Source organism: Coleofasciculus sp. (assembly GCF_046565525.1).
Lineage (GTDB): Bacteria > Cyanobacteriota > Cyanobacteriia > Cyanobacteriales > Coleofasciculaceae > Coleofasciculus.
In genome coordinates, this window is record NZ_JBKHUP010000083.1 from 23,126 (window position 1) to 37,943 (window position 14,818).

Genomic DNA, 14,818 nt, shown 5'->3' on the forward strand with positions numbered 1-14,818 from the left:
TAGCAGACCAAAGGGTGCGATCGCACAAGCCCTACAGCAGGTATTCAAAGACTCCTGCAGGGAGAAAGTGTTTGGGTGTGGCGCACCCATCCCATCAGTCTGTCTTAGGGACGGATTCTATGATAGTGATAGACGGAGAATCCTTCGTTGATTTCGATCAACCATTACCATAGACATTCTGTGTTAAACAGTAATGCTCGCTTCCAAATAACGACGGTATGTTGACATCCTCCCCACCTTACTTCGTAGAAGGTGGGGATTCCCATCATCACTGACGGGAGTTCCTGGCTCGTCGAGTAACCTTACTTTTTTGGGTTTCCCCATCCAAGCAGAGGGTCATCTCATCCCCAGGCGTTACTTTCCGAGTGCCCCTCGGTAGTTGTGCTAAACCTTGCAGCGCCTTGATCAAAATATTTATGGCAGCGTTAACATCCCGGTCATCTAAATAACCGCAATGCGGACATTTATGAGTGCGAGTGGACAAGGCTTTCTTCACTTCATGTCCACAATTGGAACAGTTTTGAGAAGTGTAATGAGGTGCAACAACAATTACTGGCACATCAAATACTTTCCCGAAATACTCCAGCCACTGCCTAAACAACGTCCAGCTAGCGTCAGATATTGACTTGGCTAAATGATGGTTTTTAACCATATTTCGCACTTTTAGGTCTTCAATGGCTACCAAGTCTGCCGACTGGACAAGCGCCCTTGCCGTCTTAACCGCAAAGTCTTTACGCCGCCTTGATACCTTGAGATGCGTCCTACCCAACTGTTTGATAGCTTTGAGGCGATTCTTAGAACCTTTATTTGTGCGAGCAACCCGTTTTTGTGCCCTTTTTAAGGCTTTTTCTGCTTTCCTCAAAAATCTAGGGTTCTCTACTTTTTTTCCCTCTGAGTCAGTGTAGAAATGGTTTAAACCGACATCTATGCCCACCATTCGATTAGTGGGTTCGTGATATTCATTGCGCACCTTCTTGATGGAAAACTGAACATAATATCCATCAGCCCGACGCACAACACGCACTCGCTTAATTTGCTCTTTTTGGTAAAAGTGCAAGTCGCGAGTACCCCACATTTTAAAGGTTCCAGCCTTAAAGCCATCCCTAAATGTAATGGTTAATCGGTCATCCGACAACACCCAACCATCAACTTTGTACTCTACTGAGGAAGGTGTTTGGTGTTTGCGAAACTTGGGAAAGCCTTTCTTGCCTGGAACCTTTTTCTTGCACTTATCAAAGAACCTAGCAATGGCGCTCCATGCTCTTTCGGCACTAGCTTGACAAGCTTGAGCTGAAAGCTTCTTGCACCATTCAAATTGTTCTCTAAGTACCCGGCAATATTTATTGAGGTCATATTTGTTGACCCCAATGTTATCCATCCAGTAACGGAGGCAAGAATTACGCACAAAACGAGCAGCACGAATCATCTCATCTAAGATGGCGTACTGCTCGTCTGTTCCTCGTAATTTCACCTCGAATACTAGCATTGTTAACTCAACTCTATGCCAAGCATTTTAGCATAGACCATGAGATAGTGCAAAAAGCAGGTATATTGAATACCTGCTTTTTGCCTGGGGGAGTGAAGGCACCCCCACCCTACTCCACTTCGTTCCTTCGTTCCTTCGTTCCTTTGAGAGCGGGGTTCTATCGCTCCCCCAGTCCCCCACGTCTCGATAGACGCAACTGCCCAGCCGGACATGATCAAACCATATCCTATGAGCCTAGCGTTGGGTCAAAACTCAAAACTCCACTCGTTTCGGATTAGAATGATGTCCTGGTTGTTTCCCAGGGTGAGAAATTCATGGGTCGTGCTGAAAAAGTTGTACTAGCCTACTCAGGAGGAGTCGATACCTCCGTCTGTATCCCTTATCTCAAAGAGGAGTGGGGTGTTAAAGAGGTGATCACGCTAGCCGCCGATTTAGGTCAAGGTGATGAGCTCTCCCCAATCAAAGAAAAAGCGTTGAAATCCGGTGCCGCCGAATCCCTGGTGGTAGACGCGACTGAACAGTTTGTCAAAGATTACGCCTTTCCAGCGATTCAGGCAAATACGCTGTATGAAAATCGCTATCCCTTGTCCACAGCACTGGCGCGTCCGCTGATTGCTAAATTATTGGTAGAAGCTGCCCAAGAGTATGGTGCAGATGCCGTGGCTCACGGTTGCACGGGTAAAGGGAATGACCAAGTGCGGTTTGATGTGTCGATTACCGCACTCAACCCTAACTTGAAAGTTCTAGCACCAGCAAGGGAGTGGGGGTTTAGCCGGGAAGAGACGATTGCCTACGGGGAACGTTTTGGGATTCCTTCTCCGGTGAAAAAATCCTCCCCCTATAGTATTGACCGTAATTTGCTCGGTCGCAGTATTGAGGCGGGGATTCTCGAAGATCCCATGGCTGAACCGCCCGAAGAAATCTATCTGATGACCAAAGCGATCGCGGATACTCCCAATGATCCAGAATACGTGGATATTGGCTTTGAGCGAGGAATTCCGATCTCGCTGAATGGTCAAGCACTTGACCCTGTATCCCTGATTACTCAGCTTAACCAGATAGCCGGAAATCATGGGGTTGGGCGGATTGATATGATTGAGAATCGGGTTGTCGGCATTAAATCCAGAGAGATTTATGAAGTCCCGGCTCTGTTAACCTTAATCCACGCCCATCGCGACTTAGAAAGCCTGACGTTGACCGCTGATGTGAGCCAGTATAAGCGGGGGATTGAAGATACCTATAGCCAACTGATTTACAGGGGGTTATGGTACTCTCCCCTAAAAGATGCCCTAGATGCCTTCATTCAGCAAACTCAGGAGCGAGTTTCAGGAAGCGTGCGGGTCAAATTCTTCAAAGGTAATGCCACCATTGTTGGACGAACATCCAGCAATTCCCTCTATACCCCAGAACTGGCAACCTATACCTCTGAAGATCAGTTTGACCACAAAGCCGCTGAAGGCTTTATCTACATTTGGGGATTACCCACTCGCGTTTGGTCAGCCAAAACCAGAGGTTAAACCCAGTAGGGTGGGCAATGCCCACCAGCCTTAATTCGGTTCCACCGGAGAGGAGAGACGTTCCACCGGAACGTCTCTACAAATCGCTAGCATAGAAAGACAAACGTCCACGTTGTAGCTTCAATCCCCCTATGCCCACCTATCCTGGAATTTCTAGCGACGCCTTCCGACACCCCCTAGACCAACAAGCCGAGGATGCCTTGCGGAGTGTTCCTGGATTTAACCTGGTTGCCCGCAAATTCGTCGAATTTATCTACGAACGTCCCCAATTCGTCTATCTGATGGGCAACAGTATCCAAGTAGGACCGCGCCAATATTCCACGATTTACAGCTTATTCCGCGAATGTGTGCGAGATTTAGATATCCATCCAGAACCCACCCTATTTGTCAGTCAAAACCCCCAAGTGAATAGCTATGCCTTGGGACAAGACAATCCGTATATTGTGTTGAATACAGGGTTATTGGACTTACTCAGTGAAGTCGAAATTCGCACCGTTTTGGCACATGAACTCGGACATATCAAATGCGGTCACACGATTTTAATTCAGATGGGAATCTGGGCGATGGGTGCGGCTGCCTTCCTGGGAGATCTAACCTTTGGTATTGGTAATATTGTCAGCAGTGGTTTACTCTTTGCCTTTTATGAATGGCGGCGTAAAGCAGAGTTATCGTCAGATCGGGCGGCTTTACTGGTTATCGATGATATCAATATTGTAATGAAAACGATGATGAAACTATCGGGGGGTTCTCATGCTTATGGTCATGAGTGCAGCCTTGATGAATTCATCCGCCAATCTGAACGGTTTCAAGACCTTGACCAAGATAGTCTTAATCAAATTTATAAATTTTTATTATACAACGGTGGGAATGGTTCTTTTCTCACCCATCCTTTTCCAGTTGAACGCTTGCGCTATCTGCGAGAGTGGGTCAAATCAGAAGAGTATCGTCAAATTCGTCAGGGTAATTATCGACGAGTGACGGATGAAGGATCGGTAGATGTGCCATCACAAGCGGCTCAAAACCAGGAAGCGCAACGATTAAAGCGTCAACTTGACGAATTGCAACGGGAAATTAATCGGATTAAGTCTGAGTCTGATCATTCTTAAGGGTTCGTCTGTAGTAAGCGCTGTCTTCGCTATCAACCCTCGCCGCGCTGACTTAAGCGGACTATCGCCACGTTAAACGCTTCCCCAGCTCCCCCAGCTTCCCCTGCTGCTCTATCCTTTGCAGTAGGGGAACAGATGTGTCTATATATTTTCGCGAAAATATATATGATGAGTTTATGCCAATATCAATTTTGAGATCGTCAAGCTGAACACGCCGATGAGCGGTAGCCTTGACGCAGGGTGTCATCAACTTGCTACTATTAGACCTTCAGTAAGGGCGTAAGCGTCCTTTAGGATTTTCATGATCAGGGAAGTTATCTTAGACACTCATCATACTGAGTCTCGTACTCAACCCAACCCGCTAGGATTCCCTATTCAGCAGGCACAGGATGTTATCTATCAATTTTTACTAGATACGGTTAGACAGCAACCTCCAGAAACCGTTCTGCAAGAATTTAAGTTGTTATTTATTGACTATAATGCTTCAGAAGGTAATCCGGAAGCGATTAAAGCCTTATCAGAAATTATTTTTGCTAATGATGAAAAAGAATTCCAAAATACAGTTAAACGATCTTGTTATATTCTTATCAATAATTGGTATATTTTAAGAAATTTTAATGCTAGTCAAGACTTAATTAGTCTATTTTCTAATGTTCAACTTACTCGCAAAAGATTATCACCCACATTAAGCCGTCAAAGAACGTGGCTGTTAAGTTTTATTAACAGTCCAGACTATCACGAACTTCAATTATTTATTACTCAACAAGGAACTTCAGAACCAGGTCATTGGAGTAACCGTTATATATCTTATCTACTTGTTCCTCAATATACAAATCCGCACAACCCGGTGGAGCAACGTGAAGCCGCCAGAATCTTGTCCAAAAAGCTCAAAGATCAGTTCAAGTTTGATTTGGCGATGTATACGGCGCACTCTCAATCAGCAATCCACCGGGAACCAATCCATCAAAATCCTACAGGTTTAGGAGATAAAGTTCTTGATTTAGTTAAAAAGATTGTCGTTAAACATGGGCTGTTTAGTTATAAAAATGTAGCTAATATATTTCTAGAGCAAACCCAAGAGTTAAGCTATAGAAAGTTTAAAAAAAGTTTACAAAATTATCTAATTTTCTCAGTAAAAAAGAAAGAATTGGTTGAGTCTTTAAATCAAACCTTAACCGAAAAATTAAATAATCTTTATCAAGATTACCATGAGGCAACGATAGAGGCGGCATTACTCCTGAGAACCTGTAACCGTTTAATTGATTATTTTACTACGGAAAATCAAGATGAGCCGTCACCACTCTTTATTCTGCTCATGTCTCAAGGTCATCACTTAACTCTGGCGATGCTCTTACTGAAAATTATTATGATTTGTCCCAATTCGCGCAATCACCTAGAAAATTGTATTGCTAACTTGATTCAATATTATACCAAGTATCCGGAAGATGAATGTAGTTGGGTGATTACATTTTTTGAAGTGTTTAAAATAACCTTTGCCGTTCATACAGATAATGTTCAATATAATCTGATAAAAATGGATAATAATATAAGTTCAGAATTTAAGCTAGATGCTTACCGAGTGTTTTCTCAGCTTCGGGACTATGCCAATTTGGAAGAGAAACCTGACAATCAGTAGACCGAAAAGTTTGCGGTTGAGATGGAGAGCACAGGAGGAGCGGAAATACTTGAGCAGCTTTGTATATACTCCCGGAGCAATGTTCCAGACGTTCCATAATGCCATAAGTAGGTTGGTGCAAATAAACCCAAGTATATTAAGTTTTGTAAATATTTCGCAAACCCTTACAATAAGAATTGACAATTGACGTAGCTTGCTTCTCGCTCCCTTGAGTATGACGATCCCCACTTAGTATGGGTAGTTTCCGTCCCTATGTTTGTTTTTCTCTGTCTTCAGTTAGAGACGAGCCGCTTACACGATAAAGTAGAATGTCACCTTGGCTAGAGACAACGATCGCTTGGATACTGATAAGCTGGGCAATCGTTAGGTGCATATCGATTAGGAGTATAGCGTGAAACGACTGACTGAGTTTTGGCGACAGATAGTAACGTTGGTTTTAGCCAGCGTGATCCTATTGATTGGCACAGCCTGTAGTAGTACAGCCGTGCAAAGTGGGCGTCCAGAAAATCCTCCTGTTCAAGCTGGAGGCGCTAATAATCCGTACAAACAGGGGGGAGACGGTTACACTGACAACAATATGTCTCTAAATCCTGATTTTAGCAGTAGGTTCAATGTATCCAACAACTCGGTAGGACAACCTGAATCAGTTAGATTAATTTGAGAACGGTGACTTATAGAGTGCGATAACCGTAACTTGAGTATATGGGATTGCACTCATTCGGACGCTTTGAGTCGTTCCGAGATATTGTATGCCATTTTGCTAAAGTGTTGAATTAAATGATTCTAGACAAGGGAAGGGTTTGAAACCTATCCTGTCTATTACTGCTTTAGACAATTTGGATAACTCTTTGACAACATAATGCAGGAGATTTTTTATGAGCAGAGTGATAGCTTGGCTAAAACGCAAGCGGTTGACTCAATTATTAACCGTGGCTCTGGCTGGCATTTTTGTATTCATCAGTACAGGATGCAATAGTGGAGTATCGGCGAAGACGGCTGATGATGTGACAAAAAATGTTACTGAAGTTCTCACGCCTACAGGCGAAGTGAAGGACTATCAGGGGCTAGATTCTCCGAAAGCGTCTCGACAGGCAAAAGATAATCCTGATAAACTAATTGAGAACGCGGAGAAAAATCTGGAGAAGAGGGCTGATACTCCTGAGAAGTTTATCGAAAATTATCGAGAAGGAGCGCCGCTTAATAAGCGAGTCGAGCGACTTGGCAAAGATGTGAAGGAGTCAGCCACTAATGTGACTGAGGGTTTGACTGAGGGAACTCAGAGAGGCGTTAAAAATCTCAAAGAAAATACGGCGAATGCGGCTGAAGATGTAAGCCAGTCTGCCAAGCGTTCTGCAAAAGAGGTGAAGGAAAACACCGAGGATGTTGCTGAAAATGTGGCTAAGTCTACCAAACGTTCAGCTCAAGACACGAAAGAAAAGGTACAAGAAACGGGTGAAAATATAGCCAAAAAGACGAAACGCGCCGCAAAAGATACAGCCGATGTCGTGGAAGATAAAGCCAGTCAAGCCAGTAAATCAGCGCAGCGAGCATTAGAAGATGCTGGGGATGCGATTGATTAGTGCAGCTTGACATAAGTTCTAAAGTAGTGTAATAGATCAGGGTTTATTGTTGATTCTTGATGGCAATAAACCCTGAACGACACAAAAAGGGTACGGTATTATCGTGCCCTTATTTTATTGTCTATGCCAGCGCGATCGCACCAACCCCAAATCTATGACAGCTTATCCAAATCAACCTCAAGACACTGATGTGGTTTTGGGCGGTTCAACCTCCAGAGGAGACGCCGTATTAGGCGGAATTGAAGGAGTAAAACAGCAGTTGAGTCAGAACCCTCCATCCTCTCCCCTATCCCTGAATGCCAAAATAGCCGCCCTCCATAACGCCCTTAATTATCGGCAAAAGGGCATAAACATACTCATGCAAGCCTTAGAGGATGAATTGTGGGAGATTCACCAAACCGCCTATTCTCTTCTGGAAAAACACGCCGCCACTCAAGCAGAATCAGCCTTAACCCAATACATCATCCGATTAGCAAAGGAACTCCTCAACCGTTATGAAGCCGGAAATCGGGCGTTTTCAGGGGCAAATTTAAGCGGGATTTGTTTACAATGGGAAATCTTAAGCGAGATTGATTTAAGTCATGCTAATCTCAGTGGGGCATATCTAAATCGAGTGGATTTAACTGGGGCAATCCTCAAGGGCGCTAACTTCAACCAAACTATCCTCAAGGGTGTAGAATTCTCTCAAGCAAATCTCAGTCATGCTAATCTAACTGGTGTTTCCCTCGCTGAGGGAAACCTCAATCAAGCTGAACTCATGGGGGTCAATCTCAGAGGGGCAGATTTGACTAATGCTAACCTGCAAGAGGCTAATTTGACCCAAGGGATTATCAGTTGGGCAAACCTGAGTTACGCGAATTTAAGCCAAGCTAATTTTACCCACGCCAATCTAGTGGGCGCAAATCTAACGGGAGCAGATTTGAGTGACGCCAACTTGAGGGGCGCTAAACTAAGAGGGGTGAATCTGACAAACGCTAATTTAGACAAGGCTGATTATGATGAGCATACAGACTTTCCCGTTGGATTTAGTGACTACGATAAATTAAGAAAAAATATGTAGGGGCGGGTTTCATCACCTCGTTTCCAAGCTCCGCCTGGAAATGCTAGTAGGGAGGCTCTGCCTCCCATAAAATGTGTAGGGGCGGGTTTCACGACTACCGTGTCTTCCCTCACCCAGATATCACTAAACCCGCCCCCGTCTAAATTATGAATTATGGCTTTTAATTCCCTATTCCCTATTCCCTATTCCCTATTCCCTGTTTCCTGACAAATGACCAATACATTTAATCCCCATCAAACCTTAGTCGAACAATTAGATTTAATGATCCGGGCGCGTTATCCGTTGCTTTATATCGTAGCGGTTGAAGAAGAACCGGTGGAAGAAGTATTGCTATCAGTGGCTACCCAATCGCAACCGGAACGCCAAGTTTTACTCTGGGATATTGTGCGGGGATGGGAGGATAATGGGGCAGATAAGGGTTCAGTGATGGGGGCGCTGCATCGGATTCGGAAGACTGATCCTCAGGAAAATACCTTGTTTGTCCTCCGGGATCTGCATTTTATCTTGAAAAATTCTCAGAGCGATCGCAACGCGCCAGTGATCCGAGAATTGAAGAACCTAACCAAGGAACTTAAGCGTTCTCGCAAAACTTTAATCCTAACAAGTCATACTTTAGAAGTGCCAGCAGAGTTGAGTGAGGAAGTTACGGTTATTGATTTCCCCTTGCCCAATACTCAGGAAATTGATTACCTAATTAATATTTTGGTTAAACCGGAAAACTTAAATGTAACTGGATTAGCGCGGGAACAGTTAGTTAAAGCCTGTCAGGGATTGAGTCGTGCCAGAATTGCGCGGGTACTGGCAAAGGCATTAGCCGCCAAACAACAGGTGAATGAAACGGATATTGATGGAGTATTAGGGGAGAAAAAACAAGCCATTCGCCAAACGGGAATTTTAGACTTTTTTACCGCCCAGGAATCGTTGAAAAATGTCGGCGGATTGGAGAATCTCAAGCAATGGGTACGAATGCGCCAAGATGCATTTACAGAAGAGGCGCGACGCTATGGAATTCCCAATCCCAAGGGAATTTTGCTAGTGGGAATTCAGGGAACAGGGAAATCCCTATCCGCGAAAACCATTGCCCATGAATGGCGTTTACCCTTATTGCGGTTGGATACAGGACGATTATTTGGCGGAATTGTCGGGGAAAGTGAAAGTCGGGTGCGCCAAATGATTCAAATTAGTGAAGCGATCGCGCCTTGTGTATTATGGATAGATGAGATTGATAAGGCGTTTGGTAATATTAGCGCTGGTGTTGATGGGGATTCGGGAACATCGAGACGGGTATTTGGCACCCTGATTACCTGGATGCAGGAAAAGACGAGTCCTGTGTTTATTGTGGCGACGGCTAATAATGTACAGATTTTGCCGGCGGAGTTATTGCGTAAAGGCAGATTTGATGAAATCTTCTTTTTGAATTTGCCTACGGAAGCCGAACGCAAGGATATTTTTAAGGTTCATTTGCAACCCTTACGCCCTTCTCGCTTACGGGATTTTGATGTAGGGCGATTAGCACGACTTGCAAAGAATTTTAGTGGTGCGGAGATTGAACAGGTGATTATTGATGCCATGCATCGGGCTTATGGTACGGTGGTGAATGGACAACGGCGAGATTTTACCACAGAGGATATTGTGCGGGCGATCGAGGAGACTGTACCCTTAGCCGCGATCGCACGGGAGCAAATTGAAGCGCTGAAACAATGGGCAGCCCAAGCGGGGGCTAGAACGGCGTCGAATGATAGTCAGTTGGTGGAGGAGTTAAAGCATTTTACCACACAGAAGGGGATTGGACCGTTGGAAGTGGATTAATGGTCTGTAACCAAAGCATTTAACAGACCCAGTAGTTCATCAATAGGAGTCAAATAGCGATCGTTGAGATCGATAAAGACTTCAAGGTGAGTTGTCAGGGATAAAAACCGCCAAATTTGACCTGTCGTAACCGTACCATAGACCGTTTTTGCAGCCATATCAGCGTCGCGTCGATTGACTAAATAAGCGGCATACATGGTGGCAATACATTGAGCTAAACCTGCATTAATGTTTTCATTCTTGGCTTCAATGACGGTAACAACGGGCGCTTTAATCGTCAGCTTGTCAGGGTTAGCGGTGAACAAAAAATCAACAAAGCCGTTGAGTCCGAGACTGGGATCAGCCGTAAAGTTTTTGCCCGAAAATAAGGAAACCGTGGGATTAAGCATGACCAGTTCACTCAAAAGGGGAGCAATTAAATACTCAGACCGAGCCTTTTCGGTGTTGATGGCAGTCGCTAGGGGTACGAATCGTTTTAAGGCTTCGGTTAAGAAGCTACTGGGAACGATCGGCTCAAAATCGATAAGTTTCTCCACGGGAGTAACCTGGCTAATGCCTAAAGGAATGAGTTGGTCTAATGAGGTGAAATCGCTGTAAGCCATAATGTTAACCTTTATGCTTTCAAATTATGTAAAGACGTAGCCTGCTACGTCTCTACACAGTCAATTTTAGGTTGTACTAGAAACATCAGCTTAAGAGGGTCGCGATCGCTAAATTTTTCCCACCTATCTACAGACAGTTGGGCATGATTATTTGTTAGCTAATTTCTGGACAAATGCCCTGTGTTCTGGAGATTGCCAACCTGCTTGTAACACCGTTAATACGGGTGGCATATTCCCCGCTAATAACTCGGCAACGGCTAACCACAACCCAGGAAAAACTTGACTTCGCATAATTCCATCGTTATCAGCCGATAATTCCAGATACTCGCCCTCTTTCAGATAGAACCAGCTCAATTTGCGATCAAAAACTTGCCAGACGATATATTCTTTGACTCCATTGCGGCGATATGCCTGTTTTTTAGCATGAAGGTCAATGGCAACGCTACTGGCAGCAATTTCGACAATTAACTCTGGCGCTCCTTCAATATAATCATCATCACTTAGTTGTGTTTGACCACCTGATTCTGGGTTGATCAAGAGAACGACATCGGGTTGAGGTTCGTTATCGAGATCTAAACGAACTGTTGGGTTGTCTCCCATGGAAATATTAGGAGTCATGGCTGCATAAGTTCCGAGCCAAGTGATAATTTGACCATGAGGTTCACCGTGGCTCTTAAATCGTAAGGCAGCAGCCATGTAGACAATTCCTTCAATCAATTCGGCTTTTTTCAGGTGAGGCATGGCATTGTAGCGACGCTCGAATTCATAGCGGGTGAGCTTGTCGCCATTTACCAAAGGGGGAGTGGTCAAATGCGGTAAGGGTGCTTTTACCATGACGATTATACTTGAGATGATCTTCTGCTGATCCTACCGAATTAGGGATTGAGACTGTACTTGAACGCACCCCACTCAAATCGAAGATTCTGAGTGGGGATTCTTATGCTAGGCTTGAAAATTCCCTTGCAGCAGAGCTACAATCGCATTTGTATCCAACAAGTAGCGATTACCATTCATCCCGTAGCGCCCTCTGCATCGCTACCCCATCTCCCTGCTAAGTTAACCGTCCTACCAAATCGGAGAAATCATAACTGAATTTGTGATTATTATCTGGCAAGACTGGATGCAAAACAACGACAACATTCACCTCTCCAGCCGCTAAACCTGTTGGAACATTAATACTTACATATCCTAGTTCATCAATCGTCTCGTCAGTTTGAGAACTTCCATCGCCAAATGAATCAGTAAATCTTACCTTATTCTAGCGTGATCGCCGCTGTTTAAAACTCAATCCTCCAATAGTGCGATCGCGTCACCTCAACTCTACCACCCTTAACCCAAAGCAGATCAAGGCTCTACCGACACAAGAGACGCGATCGCATTTCTCTCTAGAAATGCTGAATCAGTACGCCATTTCTATTATGCAACTATTGCCCTCAGACAATAAGCTATAAAATCCCAAAAAGCACAATTAATAATTTCTTAAAATAAAGGCATCTACCCTAATTTCATGTACTACAAATAGATGAGCGCTAATTTTTAATGACATACTGCACGACAGCTTGCGCTTCTACCTCGTCCATTTACGGATATAGGCGGATTTGGTATGAAAACCTACTGTGAGAATGGGTGATAAAAATCAGAATCCCCTGCCACAAAATGCAGGGGATCGAATTCAAAGCTATTCGATTCTCTTTCCCGTTATTGGTAGGGTCCGGGGGGTCTATCTTCTTTGAATGAGGCTAACCACTCGCGAACTTGACCCGCCGCAATGTCACGAGTTCCGAGTCCAAACGCCAGAGCGATCGCGACAGCAACGGCGCCCAAGAGTAAACCAAAGGCTAAGTTGACAATATCGCCAGCGATACCCATTTGTTGTAGCGCCATCGCCACGGAAAAGGCAATAATCGCAATCCGAGCCGCTTGTGCCAGAATTTGGGATTGGCGCGATCGCGAGCTGGTAATCAAGTTAAAGGCAAGATTAGCAAAGTACAAGCCAACAGCAAATACGATTAACCCCGCCAGAATTTGACCCGCGATGATAATAATCCCGGTGACAATCGTGGTTAAGGCTTCAAACTGCAAGACATTCGTTGCGGCAACTGTGGCAAACAAAAGGATGGCGACGAATACAATAATACCCACCAGTTCTGACGGTGTGCGAATGGAGGGAGTTGATTCCGCTTGAAGCCGGGTTTGGGCTCCACTCCCCGGAGTAGGTATGCCTAAATCGGGCTGTTCGGCAGGGGGGGGAGTGGGCGCAGGACGACTGGGGCTAGGTTCTGGTACACCGATCCAGCGATAAACATTGTTAAAGCCAATGCTGGTGAGAATATTGGTGACTAAATCCTTGACAAACTGACCCAATACATAAGCAATAAACAGAATCAAGGCTGCCGTAAAGATTTTGGGCAGAGCATTGAGAATCTGATTTAACATCGCGATCGCCGGCTCTGAGATCGCATCAATCTTTAAGGCATTCAGTGCGGCAATGGCAACGGGGATCAAAATCAAGACATAAACTATCGTGCCAATAATCCAGGACAGTGATTTCCCTCCGGGCGCACTTTGCAGTCCAAATCGCGCTCCGAGTTGATCTGTTCCAGCGGCTGACAAAAGATTGGTGACGATGCGACGCACAACCTGAGCCACTAACCAACCCGCCGCAGCAATTACAAGTGCTGCCAAGATATCTGGTAGGATTGCCAGAATTTCATTGAGCAACTCTTGCACCGGTCGCAGGGTTCCTTCCAAGCCCAGAGTGCTGAGAATGGAGGGTAGAAATACCAGAAAAATGAACCAGTACAGAGCATTCCCGATCGTTTCACTTAGGGAGAACTGATTGGTTTGCCGTTGAGTCTCACCTGCTCCGGAACGGGGTGTCTCATTGAATTGTTCACCCAAACGCTCATCTAAACCCAATGCCCGTAATCCTCGGGTTGTGATCAGCTTGACCAAGCTTGCCAATAACCAAGCCACCCCCAACAGAATTGCCGCTGCGAAAAGCTTGGGCAAGAAGCTCAGGATTTGGTCGAGGAAATTATTCAGGGGTTGAGAAACAACCTCGAGATTCAACGTCTGTAGAACCGCTACCACCGTAAAGATGATGATAATCCAGTACACGGCACCGGCTATCCATTTCTCGATCGGCGGAGCTTCTGCCCCCTGTTGACCACCAGCGAACCACTCCGCAATTTTATTGTCGATACGGGTACGATTGAGCAGTCCTTTGGTAATTGACTTGGCAATCAAGGCAATGATAATACCGACGACTAGGATGAGAATCGCGGCAATGAGATTGGGAACAAAGCGACTCAGATCTTGCCAAATTCCCTGAAGACCAGTCTGAGTTTCTTGGATGGGTGCTGGTGTGTCTTGGGCTAAGAGGGGATGCACCCAAGGGGGCACACCTCCAATTGGGATAATTCCTTGCCACGTTTGGTTCATAGTCTTCCTTATCTAATAGTCTCTAACAGTAAACGCTCTCACAAACAATCTGTGACTTTCGGGCTACAACTCATCGAGTATCTATATCCTCTCAATCCATCGATATCTTTGTCTCCACGTTTTTGTGCCAATGCCAGATTTTTCACCTCAGCTCGTCATAGCTAACGGTGTACCGCTAATTACGGCGTTACCTCTATCTTTATGGGGAATTTGGGGGGAAAAATCAAGCTTATGTTGGTTTTTCTCCCTCAAATCAGCTTTTTTTGGCGTTCCTCAGGGTACAGGATATCTCTTTTTGCACAATAGAGGAGATTTGATCCGGATTGAGTCAGACACGGCGAGCTGACACTGTATTGACTTCTCCCCCGGTTGAAACGCGGGGGATTCTAAGAGGATACTACAGGACGGGCTAAAGCCGCGTCCCGACCTTTTATCTTCTTAGAGTTCCAGAGGAGAACTCTGGATGGCGCAGTCAAAAACACCCTACTGACGCAAGGCTCAATCAAGACCTAGCTGTATCTCTACTTTGCGGAGGATATTGGCAGCACCGTTAGCATCGGCGTTGACAAATTCTCCAT

The 14,818-nt window shown here is 45.1% G+C and carries 13 protein-coding genes; 8 read left to right on the forward strand and 5 right to left on the reverse strand.

The genetic code is table 11. The annotated features are described in order from the left end of the window. Nucleotides 1–268: 268 nt before the first annotated feature. Nucleotides 269–1,486 (reverse strand): RNA-guided endonuclease InsQ/TnpB family protein, encoded by a 1,218-nt coding sequence (locus ACLGGO_RS25600; protein ID WP_446421388.1) that lies wholly within the window; start codon nt 1,484–1,486, stop codon nt 269–271. Nucleotides 1,487–1,800: 314 nt separating this feature from the next. Between ACLGGO_RS25600 and ACLGGO_RS25605 the strand changes: the two genes are divergently transcribed. From ACLGGO_RS25605 to ACLGGO_RS25615, 3 genes are all read left to right on the forward strand, one after another. Then, nucleotides 1,801–3,003 (forward strand): argininosuccinate synthase, encoded by a 1,203-nt coding sequence (locus ACLGGO_RS25605; RefSeq protein WP_446421389.1) that lies wholly within the window; start codon nt 1,801–1,803, stop codon nt 3,001–3,003. Between the two features lie 131 nt (nt 3,004–3,134). After that, a complete protein-coding gene (locus tag ACLGGO_RS25610) occupies nt 3,135–4,109 on the forward strand; it encodes a M48 family metallopeptidase (RefSeq protein WP_446421390.1) in 975 nt (324 codons plus the stop codon). A 301-nt stretch (nt 4,110–4,410) separates the two neighbouring features. After that, nucleotides 4,411–5,745 (forward strand): hypothetical protein, encoded by a 1,335-nt coding sequence (locus ACLGGO_RS25615; protein WP_446421391.1) that lies wholly within the window; start codon nt 4,411–4,413, stop codon nt 5,743–5,745. 250 nt (nt 5,746–5,995) lie between these two features. Here the strand turns inward: ACLGGO_RS25615 and ACLGGO_RS25620 are convergent, their stop codons facing one another. Then, nucleotides 5,996–6,118 carry a hypothetical protein gene (locus ACLGGO_RS25620; protein WP_446421392.1) on the reverse strand — a complete coding sequence of 41 codons (123 nt, stop codon included), beginning with the start codon at nt 6,116–6,118 and terminating at the stop codon, nt 5,996–5,998. Nucleotides 6,119–6,136: 18 nt separating this feature from the next. On the opposite strand from ACLGGO_RS25620, the gene ACLGGO_RS25625 reads away from it, so the two are divergent. The 4 genes from ACLGGO_RS25625 to ACLGGO_RS25640 all read left to right on the forward strand — a co-directional run bounded on the left by ACLGGO_RS25625 (nt 6,137) and on the right by ACLGGO_RS25640 (nt 10,194). Next, nucleotides 6,137–6,406, forward strand: coding sequence for a DUF6658 family protein (locus ACLGGO_RS25625; RefSeq protein ID WP_446421393.1), 270 nt, complete (start codon nt 6,137–6,139; stop codon nt 6,404–6,406). Nucleotides 6,407–6,620: 214 nt separating this feature from the next. Beyond that, nucleotides 6,621–7,325 carry a hypothetical protein gene (locus ACLGGO_RS25630; RefSeq protein WP_446421394.1) on the forward strand — a complete coding sequence of 235 codons (705 nt, stop codon included), beginning with the start codon at nt 6,621–6,623 and terminating at the stop codon, nt 7,323–7,325. A gap of 154 nt (nt 7,326–7,479) precedes the next feature. Then, nucleotides 7,480–8,385, forward strand: coding sequence for a pentapeptide repeat-containing protein (locus tag ACLGGO_RS25635; protein WP_446421395.1), 906 nt, complete (start codon nt 7,480–7,482; stop codon nt 8,383–8,385). Between the two features lie 210 nt (nt 8,386–8,595). Next, a complete protein-coding gene (locus tag ACLGGO_RS25640) occupies nt 8,596–10,194 on the forward strand; it encodes an AAA family ATPase (RefSeq protein ID WP_446421396.1) in 1,599 nt (532 codons plus the stop codon). On the opposite strand, the gene ACLGGO_RS25645 is transcribed toward ACLGGO_RS25640, so the two are convergent. The 3 genes from ACLGGO_RS25645 to ACLGGO_RS25655 all read right to left on the reverse strand — a co-directional run bounded on the left by ACLGGO_RS25645 (nt 10,191) and on the right by ACLGGO_RS25655 (nt 14,240). Continuing rightward, nucleotides 10,191–10,796, reverse strand: a complete 606-nt coding sequence (locus ACLGGO_RS25645) for a hypothetical protein (protein WP_446335948.1) — start codon at nt 10,794–10,796, stop codon at nt 10,191–10,193. The genes ACLGGO_RS25640 and ACLGGO_RS25645 overlap by 4 nt on opposite strands. Before the next feature lie 147 nt (nt 10,797–10,943). Beyond that, complete coding sequence (locus ACLGGO_RS25650; protein WP_446421397.1) at nt 10,944–11,630, reverse strand: Uma2 family endonuclease; 687 nt, start codon at nt 11,628–11,630, stop codon at nt 10,944–10,946. 864 nt (nt 11,631–12,494) lie between these two features. Next, nucleotides 12,495–14,240 carry a mechanosensitive ion channel gene (locus ACLGGO_RS25655; RefSeq protein WP_446421398.1) on the reverse strand — a complete coding sequence of 582 codons (1,746 nt, stop codon included), beginning with the start codon at nt 14,238–14,240 and terminating at the stop codon, nt 12,495–12,497. Nucleotides 14,241–14,370: 130 nt separating this feature from the next. Here ACLGGO_RS25655 and ACLGGO_RS25660 point away from each other — a divergent pair, with 130 nt between their 5' ends. Beyond that, nucleotides 14,371–14,586, forward strand: coding sequence for a hypothetical protein (locus ACLGGO_RS25660; protein WP_446421399.1), 216 nt, complete (start codon nt 14,371–14,373; stop codon nt 14,584–14,586). The last annotated feature ends 232 nt before the right edge of the window (nt 14,587–14,818 follow it).